Here is an 18011-nt window from a genome sequence, read left to right as displayed (position 1 = left end):
AGCGGCTTTTTTATGTTTACTATTAAATAAATTAATAGAAAAAATATAAAATATTTTACTTATAATTTCGCCGTATTCAGCTACAATTCCCACACCAACACCATTTCCTTGGCATAAAAAACTGATTAGCCGTGAATATCGACGTCGTACTCTTGCTTGAACAAAATCCGATCCTTCTCATTTTCGTTGTTCTGGCTATTGGCTTAGCAATTGGCAAAATTCGCTTTGGCAATTTCCAACTGGGCAACTCCATTGGCGTGCTGTTAACCTCTTTGGTTATGGGGCACTTAGGCTTTACGTTTAACGCGGATGCGTTAACCATTGGCTTCATGCTGTTTATCTACTGTGTCGGCATCGAAGCTGGGCCAAACTTCTTTGGTATCTTCTTTCGCGATGGTAAACATTACTTCTTACTCAGTATGATTGTGCTGAGCACCGCTCTGTTTATCACCTACTTTTTAAGTCATTACATGGGGTTAGATTTCGGCCTTTCCGCAGGGATGATGGCTGGCGCATTAACCGCGACCCCAGTTCTGGTTGGCGCGCAAGATGCGCTCAACTCTGGACTGGCAACCATTCCACGCAACATGGAATTCAGTGCGGTGCTAGAAAACCTCTCGGTAGGTTATGCGATGTCCTATTTAGTCGGACTTATCAGCATGATCATGTTCGCGAAATTGCTGCCAAAAATCCAAAAACAAAACCTTTCTGATTCCGCCCAGCAAATCGCGCAAGAACGCGGCCTTGGTAGTTCAGGGCAACGTAAAGTCTACCTGCCGATTATCCGTGCTTATCGAGTTGGACCAGAACTGATTGAGTGGATAGATGGCCGCAACCTTCGTGAATTAGGCCTTTATCACCAAACCGGCTGTTACATCGAGCGTATCCGTCGCCACGGCATTTTAGCCCACCCAGATGGCGATGCGATTTTGCAAGAAGGTGACGAAATTGCCCTAGTCGGTTTTCCCGATAGCCATGCTCGGCTCGATTCAAGCTTTCGTAACGGTAAAGAGGTATTTGACCGCAACTTGCTTGATCTGCGCATCGCCGAAGAAGAGATCGTGGTAAAAAGTGACTCAATAGCCGGCAAACGCCTTTCTGATCTGAATTTGTCTGAATTTGGCTGTTTCCTTAACCGCGTGGTGCGTGCTCAGATTGAGATGCCCATGGATCTTGATATCGTGCTGGCGAAAGGCGATGTCCTGCAAGTCAGCGGAGAAAAGAGCCGCGTGCATGGTCTGGCTGAGAAAATCGGTTTCATCTCGATCCACAGTCAAATGGCCGACTTACTGGCATTTTGCAGCTTCTTTATTTTGGGCATTCTATTTGGCTTAGTCACCATGACCTTTGGCCAAGTGTCGTTTGGCTTAGGTAATGCGGTCGGCTTATTGCTGTCGGGTATTACGCTCGGCTTTTTGCGCGCCAACCACCCCACTTTCGGCTATGTACCGCAAGGGGCGTTGAATATGGTCAAAGACTTGGGCTTGATGTTCTTTATGGTCGGCATAGGTCTTAGCGCCGGTGGTAAGATGTTTGAGCATTTATCTCAAGTCGGCCCACAAGTGATCGGCCTTGCGTTCTTGGTCAGCGTCGTGCCCGTGGTGATTGCTTACTTAGTTGGCGCTTACCTATTTAAGATGAACCGCGCCCTGCTATTTGGTGCTATTATCGGCGCGCGAACTTGTGCGCCTGCGATGGATGTCGTCAATGACTACGCCAAATCGGCAATTCCAGCTCTTGGCTATGCCGGTACTTACGCGATTGCCAACATTCTGATGACGCTGGCGGGGACGATTTTAATCATCCTCAGCTAAAACCCTTCGATGTAAAAAGCCGAAGCCGAGCTTCGGCTTTTTTATTTTTACTAGATTACTAGAGCGTCGATAAAGAATTCGCGCCCACAAAAAAGGCGCTGTTTGAGCGCCTTTTTACTAACGAAAGATTTACCTGATACGGATTAGATTTCGATGAAATCTGTCTCTACTGCTGGGTTAACGTCAGCGTCGTAATCCACACCGTCAACGCCAAAACCGAACAACTTGAGGAACTCTTCTTTGTATTCCACGTAGTCAGTCAGTTCTTTCAAGTTTTCAGTGGTGATTTGTGGCCACAACTCGCGACAGTGCTGCTGAACGTCTTCACGAAGTTCCCAGTCATCCAAACGTAGACGGTTTTCGCTGTCCACTTCTGGCGCGCTGCCGTCTTCTTTGTACAAACGTTGGCTAAACATACGGAAGATCTGTTCCATACAACCTTCGTGAATACCCTCTTCGCGCATTTTCTTAAATACCATCGCGATGTAGAGTGGCATAACAGGAATCGCTGAACTGGCTTGGGTCACGACTGATTTCAATACCGCAACGTTTGCAGTGCCACCAAGAGCAGACAGTTTATCGTTAAGCTCTGCTGCTGCACGGTCTAAATCCATTTTGGCTCGGCCTAGAGCGCCGTCCCAGTAGATTGGCCAAGTCAACTCAGTACCGATGTAGCTGTAAGCAACGGTCTTACAACCTTCTGCTAATACACCAGCATCAGAAAGTGCGTTAATCCACAGTTCCCAATCTTGACCACCCATAACAGTCACTGTATCCGCAATTTCTTGCTCAGTAGCTGGTTCAATACTCGCTTCGATAAGGGTGTCTTTGTTGGTATCAACCGCAGTAGAAGTGTACGTCTCGCCAATTGGCTTAAGTGAAGAACGTACTAGCTCATCAGTTCCTGGAAGCTTACGTACTGGAGAAGCCAGTGAGTAAACCACCATATCAATTTGACCTAAATCTTGCTTGATAAGCTCAATAGTTTTTTGTTTTGCTTCATTTGAAAAAGCATCACCGTTAAGGCTCTTTGCGTAAAGACCTTCTTCGTGCGCCAATTTTTCAAAAGCAGCCGCATTATAAAAACCAGCGGTACCCGGTTTTTTCTCAGTGCCTTCTTTTTCAAAGAACACACCGATGGTTGAAGCGCCACCACCAAATGCTGCTGCGATACGGGAAGATAAACCGTAGCCACTTGAAGCACCCACAACTAAAACACGTTTTGGCGCGTTTTTGATTGGGCCTTGCGCTTTTGTATAAGCAATTTGTTCTTTTACGTTCGCTTCACAGCCGACAGGATGTGTTGTGGTACAGATAAATCCACGAATTCTAGGTTTGATGATCATATTCAACTTCCTTTAAATAACCTTGCTAGGATAAAAGTTTCATCCCGAAATCTCATCAAATTTCTCCAAAAACAGGGCTAATTATCCAGTGGTTGGATCTCTTTTAGCCTAAACCCCCTAAAAATAGGAAGGCACCTCACAGAGGTGCCTTATAGCGTAGTGCATAAAATGCTCAAGCGACATTATCGAGCTTAGGCTTTTTTGCAGATTGTGTGGTTCGAACCTCGCTAAAGTCGTGGCTAAAGTGGTCAACTTGAATCGCCTGATAACGCAATTTGTCCGCCGCCACGATACGTTGCACTTCTTCTTGAGTTAACACTTCCGCTTGTAGCGCTTGTTCAAGACGCTCAGTTAAGGCACCTTTGCGTGCAACTTTGCCCTCTTTAACACCGCGCTGCAGTTTACGCTCCAGTGGTTTGACGCTGTACATCGCCAAGAACGCTTGTTCCATCAAACCGACGCTGTCATCAGATTGCTTGCCGATGTAACACAGCTTAGTTAAACGGTCACGATGCGCACCAGGTGTCATCAAGCTTTCCGCCAATCGCACCGTTAAATCATCACTTGGTGCTTGGAATCGATTGCCCAGAGGGAAAACCAATCCTTTTAGCAGGCGACCTACCGATTTAATCGGATAGTTGCTATAGGCTTGAGCCAGCGATTTGGCGGCGTGATGAAAACAGTATTGCACTGCGTAGTGAACATAGTCCAAATCCTGTTGCTGACGTCCTTCATCTTCATATTTTTTCAGCACCGCCGAGGCCATATACAAGAAGCTTAAGCCATCGCCTAATCGTGCTGAAATCATCTCTTTACGCTTAAGGTCACCGCCAAGCGTCAGCATGGCAAAATCTGCGCTTACAGCAAGAGCGCGGCTTAAACGGGTCAAATCCTTGTAATAAGGTTTGGTCGGGCCACTCATGTCAGCGTGAATAAACGTCGAACCAGTCAACGCCGCGCTAAACGCGCCGAAGGTATTCTTGGTTGCATGTTTGATGTGTTTGAACAATAGCTGGTCAAACTCTTTTGCCCCTTGCTGCTCATCAGGGTTAGCCGCAGCTTCCATCTCTTTAAGGACATACGGATGACAGCGTGTTGCACCTTGGCCGAAGATCATCAAGTTTCGGGTAAGAATATTGGCACCTTCAACGGTAATGGCAACCGGAATCCCTAGGTAATGCGTCGCAAGGTAGTTCATCGGTCCATCTTGAATCGCACGCCCCGAGTGAATGTCCATCGAATCATTGAGGATTCCGCGCGCGATTTCCGTCATATGATACTTAGCAATCGCAGTGACAATGCCCGGTTTTTCTTTCATATCCAAAGCGGTGGTGGTCAGGGTGCGCGAAGCTTCAAGCAAGTATGTCATGCCGCCAATACGGCCAAGGGCTTCTGCCACCCCTTCAAATTTGCCGATCGACATACCAAATTGTTTACGCACATAGGCATAAGCGCCCGTGGTGCGTGCGGTTAGATGACCAATCGCAGTGCCAAGCGCTGGCAGCGAAATTCCGCGCCCGGCAGAGAGGCATTCCACCAGCATACGCCAACCTTTACCGGCGTAGTCTGCGCCGCCAATCAGCCAATCCATTGGAATAAACACATCTTGGCCACGAGTTGGACCATTCATAAAGGCAAGGCCAAGTGGGTCGTGGCGCTCGCCAATCTCGACCCCGGGGTGCTCGGCCGGAATCAGCGCACAGGTAATACCCAGTTCCGATTTGTCACCCAGCAGCCCTTCTGGATCGTACATTTTAAATGCCAGCCCTAGCACTGTCGCAACTGGCGCTAAGGTGATGTAGCGTTTGTTCCAATTCAAACGTACGCCTAAGACTTGCTTGCCTTGATATTCACCGTAGCAAACCACGCCTTGGTCAGGAATACCGCCGGCATCGGAGCCCGCCTCTGGGCCTGTTAACGCGAAACAAGGAATGTCAGTACCATCAGCAAGGCGCGGCAGCCAGTAGTCTTTTTGCTCTTGTGTGCCATAGTGGGTTAATAACTCGCCTGGGCCTAATGAGTTTGGCACCATGACCGTTACTGCAGTGCTGATACTGCGCGTTGCAATTCGCGTCACTATGGTTGAGTTCGCCAGTGATGAAAACGCGCGGCCACCGTACTCTTTGGAGATAATCAGCGAGAAGAAGCGTTCTTTACGCAGGTAATCCCAGACTTCTTTTGGTAAGTCGCGGTCGTGTTTGATGATCTTGTGATCATCGAGCATCGCCAGCAGGGTTTCTAGCTGATTGTCGATAAAATCTTGCTCTTCAGCGCTGAGCGTTGGCTTTGGATAGTGGTGGAGTTTTTGAAAATCTGGCGAACCGGAAAACAGCTCTCCGTCCCACCATACGCTGCCCGCCTCCATGGCTTCTTTTTCGGTGCTGGATAATGGCGGTAAGACTTTCTTAAACAATTTGAAAGCCGGGTCACTGACCCATTTTCTTCTTAGAGAGCTCATGTTCAGATCCTTTTGTTCACTATTTTGTAGGTAACGTTTGTTTTTATTATGGTGTTTTGGTGTTCTATTTCGCGCCGACGCCAGCGGCTAAATAGACGATCAGCTGGTCAACAACCGCTTTGAGTTCGACTTCGTGACCATAGTTACTCTGGGCGATTTCCGACAACGCTTGACTCGATGCCATGGTAAAAACACAGGTTCCGAGCGTGAAATGCAGCCGCCAGAACAGAGTTTCTTCCGTTAAGTTAGGGTTGGCCTTCATCACCGATTCAACAAACAGAGTTAAGGTTTCTTGATACCGCGTGGTAATAAACCAGCGCAGATGCCCTTGTACATCGGTATAACCGCGGCCAATTAGCGACATAAACCGGCTGGTGCCATTTGGGCGCACTTGATTCAAAGAGCGCAGCGGCGCGCGCAATGATTCAAACACATCCGCCATGGTGTAATCCTGATTTAAGTTTAGGGTAATCAAGGCATCTTGCATGGCGGGCATAAACGCTTCGAGATAACGATTTAGCACCGCGCGCACTAAGGTTTTCTTATCGCCAAAGTGATAATTGACCGATGCCAGATTCACTCCCGCTTTGCTAGTAATCACCCGCAGCGAGGTATCATTGAAACCGTGCTCAGCAAACAGCCCTTCGGCCACATCTAATATTCTGTCTTTGGTGCGATTTCTTACTACCATCTCAATCACCCGTATCAAACGCATGTTTGAAATATACAATCGACACATTTAATTAACAACCAGTTAACATCACAAAAATCAACATTGGTCAGACCAGCATAAAATCCCGTTTTGTTTGATTGGTTTAGGCTGAAAGAAAAAATTTTTTCAATTTTTTAGCTTTAGCAGGGAACTGTTTGGTAAAGCCTCGGTCTGACTTTATGTAGTCGGCAGAGCATTGAGAGTTTAGAGGCCGTCAATTTTTGAATTCCCAACGTGACTACTTGTTTATTTGCGCTGCTTTTTTCTTTATTAACTCCTATGTTTGTATACGCCCGAACCTTTTATTCGGGCTTTTTTTTGCCCTTATTTTGCCTATCCGTCGCTATCGACAGCCAGTTAGCATTTGCTCGCCCATTGCTATTCACGCTGTCCTCGCTTTTAATAGCCAAGCCTAAATCAATAGCCACACTTTTATTGCCGATGAAACTTGCCCATAGCCCAATCACTCAGCACACCTTTAATGGCCGCCAATTTCTGCTCAAACGCGATGATCAGTTACATCCTGAATTCAGTGGTAATAAGGCGCGTAAGTTTGCTTGGTTGCTTAACCACGAGTTTGCCAACATCGATACCCTAATTGGTTATGGCAGCGCGCAGGCCAACTCGCTTTATTCACTAGCGGCGTTGGCCAAACTCAAAGGCTGGCAATGCGAATTTTATGTCACTCGAATTCCAAGCTGGTTAAAAGCCAAACCTACCGGGAACTATGGCGGCGCGCTAAAGCTTGGCGCCAACATCATTGAAACTGGCGTCGATAATTGCGAAGACTACATTCAACAGGTGCGAAAACCGGCGGCCAATTGCTTGTGCGTGCCAGAAGGCGGGCGATTTCAATGGGCAGAATATGGTGTAAAACAACTGGCCGATGAGCTCGTTACTCAACTCGGTGCGACCGGTACAAAACGTTACGTGGTCGCCCTGCCTTCAGGCACCGGCACCACGGCGCTGTATCTGCATAAAGCGCTCGCTAACTATGATATTGAGGTCATCACCTGCCCTTGTGTTGGCGGCGAAGGGTATTTACGCGATCAATTTCAATCGCTTGGCGAAAAATCACATCCTCACATTCTTGAGCTGGATAATAAACATCACTTCGGTAAGCTCTATCGTCAAGATTATGAGATCTGGCAAGCGTTACTTAACCAAACTCAAGTCGAGTTTGATTTGCTCTACGACCCGATGATGTGGCAATGCCTAGAGGCGTGGCTCAGTCATCACTCAGACCGCCAGCTGGTGTACATTCATCAAGGTGGACTGCTGGGCAATCAAAGTATGCTGCCGCGTTATGAGCGTAAATATGCGCCAACTTCGCTATGAGGATATTGCTATGCTTCGTTTCGCTTTTTTACTCGCCGCGCTCGGCGCTTGCTCGGTGCAAGCCCAAGTGTCCCATGTAAATGCTGCTCCAGTGGTCACCTTAGATGCCGATACACTCGGTGAGCGCGTCTGTTACTATGACAATCACGCCTATTCCTTTGGCGCCATTATCCAAGTCGGTGACTACTATATGGAGTGCAAAGCCGCCAACGATTTTGAAACCAACGGTCCGCTCAAATGGCATCGAATGGCAAAAACCAAATAACCTCGATGAGCCGTGTCGAACGGCCACCAGCCAAACGCTAAGTCGCGACGGCGGCTTAGTGAGCAAATACTTGGCAATTCAATGCGATAAAACCGCTTCACCTTGAATTGAGGTCATTCTAAACATTAAGACAGCCACGCTGTGCAAATCCCTCTAAAATCAAAGTTTCGCATCAAGAACTCTCGCTGAAGGTCACGCTTTATCCAACTAAAGTTAAGAAACACCATCTGGATAGACCATTTAACAGCAAAAGTTTGTATATACTGCTCTGCAGTTTTGGTTACTTAGTGTCAATTATGTTTCTATCACCTTATTTTTCTTGTTCAGATCATCAATTCCAGTTCACTCGTGAACAGGCGAGTCACTTCGCTAAAAAAGTCGCCGGCGACTTCAACCCTATTCATGACGAAGATAGCAAACGCTTCTGCGTCCCTGGTGACCTGCTTTTCGCGGTACTGCTTAAACAGCAAGGGATCAGCCAAAAAATGCGCTTCGATTTCGCGGGTATGGTTGGCGATGGTATTGCGCTGAATATTGAGCAGAAATGTGACAAAGAAGCCGCTGTGGTTGACGGCAACGGCAAAGAATATTTGCATATGTCTCGCCAAGGCGATGTCAGCCATGATGCCGAATTTATTGAGCACGTGGTGACCAACTACGTACAGTTTTCTGGCATGAACTTTCCACACATCATGGTGCCACTGATGGAGCAGCAACAGGCGATGATCAATTGCCAGCGTCCTTTGGTTATCTATGAAAGCATGGAAGTCGAATTCTCTCGTCTTGACCTGCACAAACCTGAAGTAGTGTTTACTGATGCTACCTTCAATGTTGACGGCAAACGTGGCGTCGTGACCATGAACTTTGCCTTTAAAGAAGGCGATGAAGTGGTCGGCACGGGCAGCAAACGTATGATTGCCACCGGTTTGAAACCTTATGAGCAAGATGCAGTTGACGATTTAGTTGATCGCTTCAATCAACGTAAAGCGGATTTTCTCGCCAAGTTTAAAACTGCGGCTTAATTAGCCCTGATAACATCCCCCCCTTTCAAGCCAAGTGCCTTTATGCCACTTGGCTTTTTTTATGCCCAAAGCCCATTTGCCGCTTGAGAATGATTAAAAATGGCAAAAAATAGTCCATTTTTGACATAGACAAAGCAAAATTTATATTTGTGATTCGCATCCGCGCTTACCAAGAAATCAGTCATCCTTCCCTCTTTGATGGCGGAATTTCAAAGGTGCAAGTTTTCCTGCCAAGGCAACATAGTCCTCGCTAGAACATCAAAACGCACTCGACACATAAAACTAATAATCGTCGTCTGCACTCCATTATCACGATAAATAACAAACCCCTACGTGGAGGGACTATGTCTACACTCCGTATGCCACTGAAGCTGTTAATGGCTTCAATTTTGGTTCTGCCAACATTATCAACCGCACACGCAAAAACCGTTTTGAAACTCGCTTATGCCGAAAATAGCCAACCGGTCAAAGATGCCCTGGCTTACATTGGCGAGGCGGTCAAAACCAAAACTCAAGGCGAAGTGGAAATTCAATATTTTCCTGATAGCCAGCTTGGCGGCGAGCGCGAGCTGGTGGAAATGACGCAAGTCGGCGCCATCGACCTCACGAAAGTTTCATCCGGTCTACTAGAAAGCTTTTCACCTTTGTATGGCGTATTTTCACTGCCCTACTTATTCGATTCAGAACAAAACTTCTACCAAGTGATGGACAATCCTGAGGTGATGACACCGGTGTATCAGTCAACCGCCGCACAAGGTTTCACAGGCGTCGCTTGGTATGACTCTGGTGCGAGAAACTTCTACATGGCCAAAGGGCCAGTGGAAAAACTCAGCGACCTGAAAGGCAAAAAAATTCGCGTGATGCAAAGCGAAACCGCCATCGATACCATGAAGTTACTTGGCGCCTCTCCGATTGCCATGAGCCAAGCGGAAGTCTATACCTCGCTGCAACAAGGCATTCTTGACGGGGCGGAAAACAACGAATTTGTGTTGACCATCGCGCGCCACGGTGAAGTGGCAAAATACTACACCTACGACATGCACACCCGAATTCCCGACATCGTGATTATGAGTAACTTAACTCAAAGCAAACTGACCCCAGACCAATTCGCCGCGCTTAATCAAGCCATTCAAGAGTCGGTCGAAGTTGAGAAAAAAGCCTGGAAACAAGAGATGGAGAAAACTCGCCAGCTCGCTAAAGACCAATTTGGCGTCAAGTTCTACGACATCGACCAAACGCCGTTTAAACAAGCGGTGCAACCCATTTACGACAAGCTTGAGAGCAAACCTGAAGTGAATGCTCTGTACAAAAAGATCGTTGCGGTTAGTCAGTAATCACGCTTAAGGCGGCGCCAACCATGGCGCCACCTGTTACTCGTTTCGAGGTTGGTATGAAAAAATTAAGATGGTGGCTGGATAAGACCATCGAGGTCTTTGCCTGCACGCTGAGTGTGATCATGGTGTGCGTTGCATGCTGGCAAGTGATCAGCCGATATTTATTTAACTCCCCAAGCACCTTTTCAGAAGAGCTGCTGCGCTTTTCTTTGGTATGGATCTCTGTGATTGGCCTGGCCTATGTCGCGGGCAAACGTGAGCACATCAGCTTAACCCTGTTTCTCGACAAATGCCCCGCTAAATTAACTACTTACTGGAATATCGTCATCCAAGCGGTATTCATTTTTTTCTCGATTTATATCTTGATCATTGGCGGCATGAAAGTCTCTAACAACGCCATGATGCAGATATCTCCAGTGCTCAAACTGTCGATGGGCAAAGTCTATTACGCCCTGCCACTATCGGGGATTCTGACCATTATTTACTGCCTGCTCAATATCGTCGACTTACTCAAAGAGCGTGCCGAGGCCACCCAGCATGACGAGCAGCCTCAACTTGCAGGAGATAAGCACCATGGTTGATCCAATTCTTGCTGCCAGTATGTTGGTGGGCATTTTCGTCATCTTGCTGGCACTTGGTACACCGATAGGTTTGTGTATCGTGATTGCCTCTGGCAGTACTGTGATGTTGGTCTTGCCCTTTGACATCGCAATGTTTACCACTGCACAGAAAATGTTTTCCAGTTTAGATAGTTTTGCTCTGCTCGCGGTGCCGTTTTTTATTCTCTCTGGCGTGATCATGAATAACGGCGGCATTGCAACTCGGCTAGTGAATTTTGCCAAGTTGTTTACTGGGCGTGTTCCGGGGTCACTGTCATACACCAATATTGCCGGCAACATGATGTTTGGCGCGGTATCGGGCTCTGCGATTGCCGCCTCGACCTCCATTGGCGGGGTGATGATTCCAATGAGCGCCAAAGAGGGCTATAGCCGCAGTTTTGCTTCCGCGGTCAACATCGCATCGGCGCCAACCGGCATGCTTATTCCACCGACCACTGCGTTCATCTTGTACGCCTTAGCCAGTGGCGGCACCTCAATCGCGGCGCTGTTTGCGGGCGGTTTTGTTGCCGGGAGTCTGTGGGGTATTGGCTGCATGTTGGTGACTTACGTCGTCGCCAAACGTCGTAACTACAGCAACTTTTTTACGTTGCAAAAAGGCATGGCTTGGCGAGTATTCAAAGACGCGGCGCCGAGTTTGATGCTGATCGTTATTATTGTTGGCGGCATTGTGCAAGGTATTTTCACCGCCATCGAAGCGTCAGCAGTCGCGGTAGTGTATACAGTGTTTTTGACCGTATTTCTCTACAAGTCTTTGAGTTGGAGTCAACTGCCTAAAATCCTGATCCAGACCTTTGTCATGACGGGCGTGATCATGTTTTTGCTCGCCACTTCATCGGCGATGTCATTTGCGATGTCAATGACCGGGATTCCCAATGCGCTCAGCCAGATGATTCTTGGCATCTCCGATAGCCCAGCGGTGATCATGCTTGTCATCACGCTGTTTATGCTGGTGGTTGGCGCGTTTATGGACATTGGCCCGGCGATTTTAATCTTCACGCCAATTTTGCTGCCAATTGTGCAAAAAGTCGGCGTTGACCCGGTCCATTTTGGCATTTTGATGGTTTACAACCTTGCGATTGGCACCATTACACCGCCAGTTGGCAGTGGTTTGTATGTTGGTGCGAGTGTCGGCCAAGTCAAAGTTGAGCAGCTCATCAAGCCGTTATTACCGTTTTATTCCGCGATCATACTGGTATTGATTGCGATTACTTATCTACCTGAATTAACCCTATTTCTACCAAGACTTCTTGGTGTGATGTAATTGAGTCTGAGGATGATTATGCAAGTTTTTCCCGTAAAACACAGCGCCCTACTTCGTCGTGTCGAACGTCCGCATTCGCGTACCCAAGTGGTGGATAAAATCACTAAGTTGATCAATAACCTAATCAACATTACCGATCACACTGGCGAGTTTTTATTGCACCTTGACGATGGCCGCACCATAGACACCAAAGGCTGGGCTGGCTGGGAGTGGACCCATGGCATTGGCCTGTATGGAATGTATAAATACTACCAACAAACCAACGATTTAAACGTACTCAACATCATTGACGAATGGTTTGAAGATAGGTTCGCCGAGGAGCAAGCCACCAAAAACGTCAATACTGTGTGCCCGTTTCTGACTCTCGCCTATCGCTATGAAGAAACCGGTGACCAATCGCTATTGCCGTACTTAGAAACTTGGGCCGAATATGTGATGTATCAAATGCCGCGAACTCAAAGCGGTGGGATTCAGCACATCGTTTACAACAGCGAAAACACCGAGCAAATGTGGGATGACACTCTGATGATGAGCGTGATGCCGCTGACCAAAATCGGCCTGCTGCTCAATAAGCCCGAATATGTCGAAGAAGCCAAGTACCAGTTCCTCACTCATATTCAGTACCTTACTGACCGCCAAAGCGGCGCTTGGTATCACGGCTGGACCTTTGATGGTAACCACAACTTTGCTAACGCCCGTTGGGCGCGTGGCAACAGTTGGGTGACGATCGTCATTCCTGATTTTCTGGAACTGCTCGATTTACCTGAGCACGACGCCTTTCGCCGCCACCTCATTCATATCTTGCAGCGTCAAGTCGAAGTACTAGCAAAATACCAACAAGCCAACGGCTTGTGGTGCACACTGCTCGATGATGAAAGCTCCTACGTTGAAGCGTCGGCCACCGCCGGGTTTGCCTATGGCATTCTCAAAGCGGTGCGTAAGCGTTATATCGATGAAAGCTACGCGCCACTGGCCCATAAAGCGGTCGATGCACTGCTGAGTGAATTTATCAACAGTGACGGTGAATTGGTCAACGTCTCATTTGGTACCGCGATGGGCGCTGACTTGGACTACTATCGTAATATTCCACTGACCTCAATGCCTTATGGTCAAGCGATGGCGATTTTATGTTTGTCGGAATATTTGCGTACCTATCTATAGATATAGATTGAACGCAAACGCTAAATTCACCTCCGCCCAATACGTTTGGCAATGGAGATTGCCTCGTCCTCAAACGCCCTTTCTCGGGGCGTTTTTTTATTCATCGCTTTCAAAGCGCATTCATTCAGGGCGAAAATATCCAATCTTCAAGCCTGTGATGCAACGCACCTTAATATTGAAAAAAATGACAGCACGCCGCCCATTGGGGCTTTTTTTTTAAGTCTCAAACTCGCACAAATTTAGACAATAGCGAACATCCAATAACGCTAAGCCAATGGCGAAGTTCGGTTTTACTCATGGCTTGAAGCCAACAGAAGTGACGACGTCACTTAAACTTCAACCTAAACGCAACTTCAGCCTATTTGCTTAGCAGCACCCTTTATCGCCGCTCAAAAGAAAAGCGATGTGCATCACTCACGAAGTAAGGTTCGCAGCTATGACTACAACACAACGCATTCAAACCGCTTACGAATTAGCAAAACAGCAATACGCCGAATTAGGTATCGACACCGACGCCGTACTTAATGAAGTGAACTCAGTGCCGATCTCAGTACACTGCTGGCAAGGGGACGATGTTCGCGGCTTCGAAAATCCCGACCAAGAGCTCAGTGGCGGTATTCAAGCGACCGGTAACTATCCAGGCCGCGCTCGCACTGCGGTAGAATTGCGCCAAGATTTAGACCAAGCGTTTCGTCTGATCCCAGGTAAAAAACGCCTCAACCTGCACGCGATGTATTTAGAATCAGACCAACCCGTCTCGCGCGACAAAATCAAACCGGAACATTTTACCAATTGGGTCGAATGGGCGAAAAAAACCGACACCGGTTTGGACTTCAACCCATCGTGTTTCTCCCATCCCCTCAGTGAAGACGGCATGACCCTCGCCCACCCAGACGAAAAAATTCGTCAATTCTGGGTCGATCACTGCATCGCAAGTCGCAAAGTGTCTGAGTCGTTTGGCCGCGCTCTGGGCACCCCTTCGGTGATGAACATTTGGGTGCCAGATGGCATGAAAGATGTGCCGTTTGATCGCTTGGCGCCGCGTCAACGCTTAATGGACTCGTTGGATAAAATCATCGCCGAGCCCATTGACGAGCGTTACCACAAAGACGCGGTTGAAAGTAAATTGTTTGGTATTGGCGCCGAAGCCTACACCGTGGGTAGTAATGAGTTCTACATGGGCTACGCCACCTCGCGCAACATTCTGCTGTGCCTCGATGCCGGTCACTTCCACCCAACCGAAGTCATCAGCGACAAGATTAGCGCATGCTCCTTGTACGTTAAAGAATTCCTACTGCACGTAACACGTCCAATTCGTTGGGACAGTGACCACGTGGTGCTACTCGATGAAGAGACTCAAGCCATCGCCAATGAAATCGTGCGTCATAAATTGTACGACCGCGTCAATATCGGTTTGGACTTCTTTGATGCCTCAATCAACCGTATCGCTGCCTGGGTAATTGGTACTCGCAATACTCGCAAAGCGCTACTCAAAGCCATGCTTGAGCCACAGCAACAACTCAAAGACGCCGAAGACACTCGAGACTACACCACTCGCCTTGCGATGATGGAAGAAACTCGCTCAATGCCTTGGGCTGCAGTTTGGGACTATTACTGCATGGTCAATGACGTACCCGTTGGCTTGGAATGGCTAAAAGACGTCAAAGATTACGAGCAAACCGTTCTCGCGACCCGCGAAGCCAACTAGTTTGCATGCCGCAAATGACCCGCGTGCACCCATTTGCGGCATTGACTTGTGTTCGAGCAAACCAACAGAACAACCGAATTAGGAACGAAAATGCAAACGATTGAATTAAATGATGCCGTCAAAACCGAAATCGCTAAAGTCAGTGAAGTGGCTGAATACCTATGGCAGCGTGAATGGGCTGAACGCAATGGCGGTAATATTTCCGTCGATGTCACCGACATTTTTGGTGAGCAACCAAGCGATCTAAGTGCTTTTCCTCATCAGAACCTGTCGATGGTCGGCGATGACGCATTCCCAGCCGATGCCGCTGGGCACATTTTTTATGTAAAAGGTACTGGCGAACGCATCCGTGAGCTCAGAGACCCTGAGCTTGCGGGCTGCGTATTGCGTATCGATGATGAGGCGAAAGGCTATCACTTATTGTGGGGCGGTCGAAACAACCCCAACTTCGCACCCACCAGTGAGTTTATCTCCCACGTTGAAATCATCATGTCGAAGATTAAAGCTGGCGCACCTGATCGCTGCGTGGTTCATACCCATCCACTGGAGTTGATTGCACTATCACATCATCGCGATTACGCCCACGATGATGATGTCTACACCCATGCCTGCTGGCAAATGTTGCCCGAAGTTCGCGCATTTGTACCGCGTGGCATTGGCGTTGTGCCTTACTGCATGCCGGGCAGCAAAACTATGGCCGATGGCACTCGCGATAAGTTGCTGGTTAACGACGTGGCAGTATGGGAAAAACACGGTGCGGTGGCCACAGGTGTCGATGCCCTGACTGCATTTGACTTTGTCGATGTTGCCAATAAAGGCGCCAAACTGTTTTTGATGTGTTTGGCAAGCGGTTACATTCCTGAAGGCGTCAGTAAACAAGCAATGCAGGAATTAAAAGAGACCTTCAACTTGTAGTCGCGGTTATTCCACATTGTGTTTTTACTTTGCGGCAACGGTTATTTCACGTTGCCGCAATCATCGCGATAAAAATCACCAACCTTTGCAAGTTAAATATCCCCTAAAATGCAATAAGTTTCTTATTACCAGCATTAGAACCTTCCAATTTATGAGAGAAACGGACCCGTTGCATAACTCCGAAATATACTGGGATCACAGAAATAAACATTCTATTTAGACGGCTAATTTTCCATGATTTAGGTCACTGCTTTGTGGGTGGGATTTGCTAAATTAACTTCGAGTCTGAAAGTGATAATAATGAAAATGTTTCAACTTAACAGTGACGAATTTTTTGAACATTCCGACGCTGCCGTTTCCACAGAAGTTCGAGCTCCTCAGGAAAATTATCCTGAGCATTCACACGACTTTTACGAGTTGATGATAGTGACAAAAGGGGCCGGGCAACATGTGATGAATAATGTTCCAACGAATTTGTCGCAAAATTATATCTGTTACGTCTCGCCGAGAGATCGCCACCTACTAGAGGAAGTCGACAACCTATACCTGACTAATGTGTTATTTAAAAAAACAAAGTTATCTTATTCGCCGCTGCTCAAACACCTTCTGCCTAGAGACGACGAACAAAATAACAGTTGGTATGTGGCTTCTGAAAATATGAAACGAGTCAACCTGTTAGTGGATCAACTACAACAAGAATCCCAACTGGATACGCTCGAATCGCGCTTGATGAGTGAAGCGCTGTTTCAACAACTGGTGGTGGAGATCTCTCGCGGACGGCTTACAGCTCAATCGAATGATGAGCAAGATAACTGCATTTTAAAAATTATCGATTGGATTCAGATAAACTACCAACAAGAATTTCATGTTGGGGATATTTCTGAGCGCTTTAATATTTCTTCGCGAACATTAAGTCGTAAAATAAAACAGGTCACTAACCTGTCATTTAATAATTACATTCATCGCGTCAGAATAAATAAAGCAATGGACTTATTACACTACTCAGAAATGTCGATAACCGATATCGCTTTTCACGTTGGTTATAAAGACAGTAATTATTTCAGCACCAAATTTAAACGTTTTACTTCGCGTTCTCCTTCCGATTTTCGTTAACGCCGTACCGTTAACAATGTCAGTGACGGCTAACACTTACAAAAATAAAAAACGACAAAGCTCGCTAAATGGCGAGCTTTGTCACTTTGAATATCATCGGTCTGCAATAACGAATTGGTGCTAAAAATACATGTTCTCAGCCAAGTTATAAGCCGCCAGTGGTATCAATAAAAGTTCCCGTCACAAAAGAAGACTGATTTGAAGCCAACCAAAATATCGCTTCCGCCACTTCTTCGGCCTCACCGCCGCGCTGCAGCGGAATTTTGCTTTGCAAACGTTGCACTCGTAAAGGCTCGCCGCCACTGGCGTGCATTTCGGTGTAGATAAGCCCGGGGCGCACGCCATTAACCCGCACGCCTTCATTCGCCACTTCAAGTGCCAAGCCGCGCGTTAGGCTATCCATTGCACCTTTGGACGCCGCGTAATCGACATATTCGTTGGGCGAACCAGATTTCGCAGCCCCCGATGAAACATTCACTATCGCACCACCGTTGCCGCCATAGCGGGTCGACATCTGCTTAACCGCCGCCTTGGCGCACAAAAAGCAGCTAATCACATTCGTTCGCAAAATGCGCTCAAATCGCTCAACACTGATATCATCCATTCGGCTTTGGGTTTCTAAAATACCGGCGTTGTTCACCAACACATCCAGTGCGCCAAATTGCTGTTTTATCTCGGCAAACATATTAGAAACTTGTTGTTCGTTGGACACATCGGCCGCGACCGTCATGCAGCTTGTACCGAGCGCTTCAATCTCTTGCTTCAAAGCTTGTGCCGCTTGATGATTGCTTAAGTAGTTCACCACCACTTGATAACCCGCTTTGGCAAAACGTTTGGCACTCGCCGCGCCGATACCGCGCCCCCCACCCGTGATAAGCACCACAGGGGCCGCGAGATTTGAATTAGGGGTGTGTTGCTGCATTGTGTTACTCCTTGCTGTGTAT

General features: G+C 47.5%; 15 protein-coding genes. 11 read left to right on the top strand and 4 right to left on the bottom strand.

The features are described 5' to 3' along the window. The first annotated feature begins 131 nt into the window (after positions 1-131). Positions 132-1814: an aspartate:alanine antiporter gene (locus tag BLS03_RS08375; RefSeq protein WP_093272169.1), complete on the top strand. Its 1683-nt coding sequence runs from the start codon at positions 132-134 to the stop codon at positions 1812-1814. 143 nt (positions 1815-1957) lie between these two features. Here BLS03_RS08375 and fabV read toward each other — a convergent pair whose 3' ends face one another. From fabV to psrA, 3 genes are all read right to left on the bottom strand, one after another. Continuing rightward, positions 1958-3160 (bottom strand): enoyl-ACP reductase FabV, encoded by a 1203-nt coding sequence (gene fabV / locus BLS03_RS08370; RefSeq protein ID WP_093272167.1) that lies wholly within the window; start codon positions 3158-3160, stop codon positions 1958-1960. Positions 3161-3332: 172 nt separating this feature from the next. After that, a complete protein-coding gene (locus tag BLS03_RS08365) occupies positions 3333-5618 on the bottom strand; it encodes an acyl-CoA dehydrogenase (protein WP_093272164.1) in 2286 nt (761 codons plus the stop codon). A gap of 64 nt (positions 5619-5682) precedes the next feature. Further along, positions 5683-6309, bottom strand: a complete 627-nt coding sequence (psrA, locus tag BLS03_RS08360; protein ID WP_176765557.1) for a TetR family transcriptional repressor PsrA — start codon at positions 6307-6309, stop codon at positions 5683-5685. A gap of 462 nt (positions 6310-6771) precedes the next feature. On the opposite strand from psrA, the gene BLS03_RS08355 reads away from it, so the two are divergent. The 10 genes from BLS03_RS08355 (at position 6772) to BLS03_RS08310 (ending at position 17067) form a co-directional block, all read left to right on the top strand. Further along, positions 6772-7668: a pyridoxal-phosphate dependent enzyme gene (locus tag BLS03_RS08355; protein ID WP_093272490.1), complete on the top strand. Its 897-nt coding sequence runs from the start codon at positions 6772-6774 to the stop codon at positions 7666-7668. Positions 7669-7678: 10 nt separating this feature from the next. After that, on the top strand, positions 7679-7933 hold the full coding sequence (locus BLS03_RS08350) for a DUF1496 domain-containing protein (protein ID WP_093272487.1): 255 nt from the start codon (positions 7679-7681) through the stop codon (positions 7931-7933). 296 nt (positions 7934-8229) lie between these two features. Beyond that, on the top strand, positions 8230-8955 hold the full coding sequence (locus BLS03_RS08345) for a DUF3581 domain-containing protein (protein WP_093272159.1): 726 nt from the start codon (positions 8230-8232) through the stop codon (positions 8953-8955). 344 nt (positions 8956-9299) lie between these two features. Further along, positions 9300-10289 carry a TRAP transporter substrate-binding protein gene (locus BLS03_RS08340; protein ID WP_093272157.1) on the top strand — a complete coding sequence of 330 codons (990 nt, stop codon included), beginning with the start codon at positions 9300-9302 and terminating at the stop codon, positions 10287-10289. A gap of 56 nt (positions 10290-10345) precedes the next feature. Next, positions 10346-10870, top strand: coding sequence for a TRAP transporter small permease (locus tag BLS03_RS08335; protein WP_093272484.1), 525 nt, complete (start codon positions 10346-10348; stop codon positions 10868-10870). Further along, on the top strand, positions 10863-12170 hold the full coding sequence (locus tag BLS03_RS08330; RefSeq protein WP_093272154.1) for a TRAP transporter large permease: 1308 nt from the start codon (positions 10863-10865) through the stop codon (positions 12168-12170). Before BLS03_RS08335 ends, BLS03_RS08330 begins: the two co-directional genes overlap by 8 nt. Positions 12171-12188: 18 nt before the next feature. Beyond that, positions 12189-13331 (top strand): beta-galactosidase BglB, encoded by a 1143-nt coding sequence (bglB, locus tag BLS03_RS08325; RefSeq protein ID WP_093272482.1) that lies wholly within the window; start codon positions 12189-12191, stop codon positions 13329-13331. A gap of 436 nt (positions 13332-13767) precedes the next feature. Further along, complete coding sequence (locus BLS03_RS08320) at positions 13768-15039, top strand: L-rhamnose isomerase (protein ID WP_093272152.1); 1272 nt, start codon at positions 13768-13770, stop codon at positions 15037-15039. 90 nt (positions 15040-15129) lie between these two features. Continuing rightward, the gene (gene rhaD, locus BLS03_RS08315; RefSeq protein ID WP_093272149.1) at positions 15130-15954 is read left to right on the top strand and encodes a rhamnulose-1-phosphate aldolase; all 825 of its coding nucleotides are present in this window, start codon (positions 15130-15132) and stop codon (positions 15952-15954) included. 300 nt (positions 15955-16254) lie between these two features. Continuing rightward, the gene (locus tag BLS03_RS08310) at positions 16255-17067 is read left to right on the top strand and encodes a helix-turn-helix domain-containing protein (protein WP_245696628.1); all 813 of its coding nucleotides are present in this window, start codon (positions 16255-16257) and stop codon (positions 17065-17067) included. 145 nt (positions 17068-17212) lie between these two features. Here BLS03_RS08310 and BLS03_RS08305 read toward each other — a convergent pair whose 3' ends face one another. After that, on the bottom strand, positions 17213-17989 hold the full coding sequence (locus BLS03_RS08305; RefSeq protein ID WP_093272147.1) for a glucose 1-dehydrogenase: 777 nt from the start codon (positions 17987-17989) through the stop codon (positions 17213-17215). Positions 17990-18011: the final 22 nt, after the last annotated feature.

This window comes from Vibrio xiamenensis (assembly GCF_900100015.1).
Taxonomy (GTDB): Bacteria; Pseudomonadota; Gammaproteobacteria; order Enterobacterales; family Vibrionaceae; genus Vibrio; species Vibrio xiamenensis.
Note: the sequence above shows the minus strand (reverse complement) of the source record. Positions and strands in the feature narration are given on the sequence as shown.

Excerpts from the sequence above, each read along its gene's own strand:
- fabV (WP_093272167.1), bottom strand. The coding sequence starts at position 3,160 with ATGATCATCAAACCTAGAATTCGTGGATTTATCTGTACCACAACACAT.
- BLS03_RS08320 (WP_093272152.1), top strand. The coding sequence starts at position 13,768 with ATGACTACAACACAACGCATTCAAACCGCTTACGAATTAGCAAAACAG.
- BLS03_RS08310 (WP_245696628.1), top strand. The coding sequence starts at position 16,255 with ATGAAAATGTTTCAACTTAACAGTGACGAATTTTTTGAACATTCCGAC.
- BLS03_RS08355 (WP_093272490.1), top strand. The coding sequence starts at position 6,772 with ATGAAACTTGCCCATAGCCCAATCACTCAGCACACCTTTAATGGCCGC.
- BLS03_RS08365 (WP_093272164.1), bottom strand. The coding sequence starts at position 5,618 with ATGAGCTCTCTAAGAAGAAAATGGGTCAGTGACCCGGCTTTCAAATTG.
- BLS03_RS08305 (WP_093272147.1), bottom strand. The coding sequence starts at position 17,989 with ATGCAGCAACACACCCCTAATTCAAATCTCGCGGCCCCTGTGGTGCTT.
- bglB (WP_093272482.1), top strand. The coding sequence starts at position 12,189 with ATGCAAGTTTTTCCCGTAAAACACAGCGCCCTACTTCGTCGTGTCGAA.
- BLS03_RS08340 (WP_093272157.1), top strand. The coding sequence starts at position 9,300 with ATGTCTACACTCCGTATGCCACTGAAGCTGTTAATGGCTTCAATTTTG.
- rhaD (WP_093272149.1), top strand. The coding sequence starts at position 15,130 with ATGCAAACGATTGAATTAAATGATGCCGTCAAAACCGAAATCGCTAAA.
- psrA (WP_176765557.1), bottom strand. The coding sequence starts at position 6,309 with ATGGTAGTAAGAAATCGCACCAAAGACAGAATATTAGATGTGGCCGAA.
- BLS03_RS08345 (WP_093272159.1), top strand. The coding sequence starts at position 8,230 with ATGTTTCTATCACCTTATTTTTCTTGTTCAGATCATCAATTCCAGTTC.
- BLS03_RS08335 (WP_093272484.1), top strand. The coding sequence starts at position 10,346 with ATGAAAAAATTAAGATGGTGGCTGGATAAGACCATCGAGGTCTTTGCC.
- BLS03_RS08330 (WP_093272154.1), top strand. The coding sequence starts at position 10,863 with ATGGTTGATCCAATTCTTGCTGCCAGTATGTTGGTGGGCATTTTCGTC.
- BLS03_RS08350 (WP_093272487.1), top strand. The coding sequence starts at position 7,679 with ATGCTTCGTTTCGCTTTTTTACTCGCCGCGCTCGGCGCTTGCTCGGTG.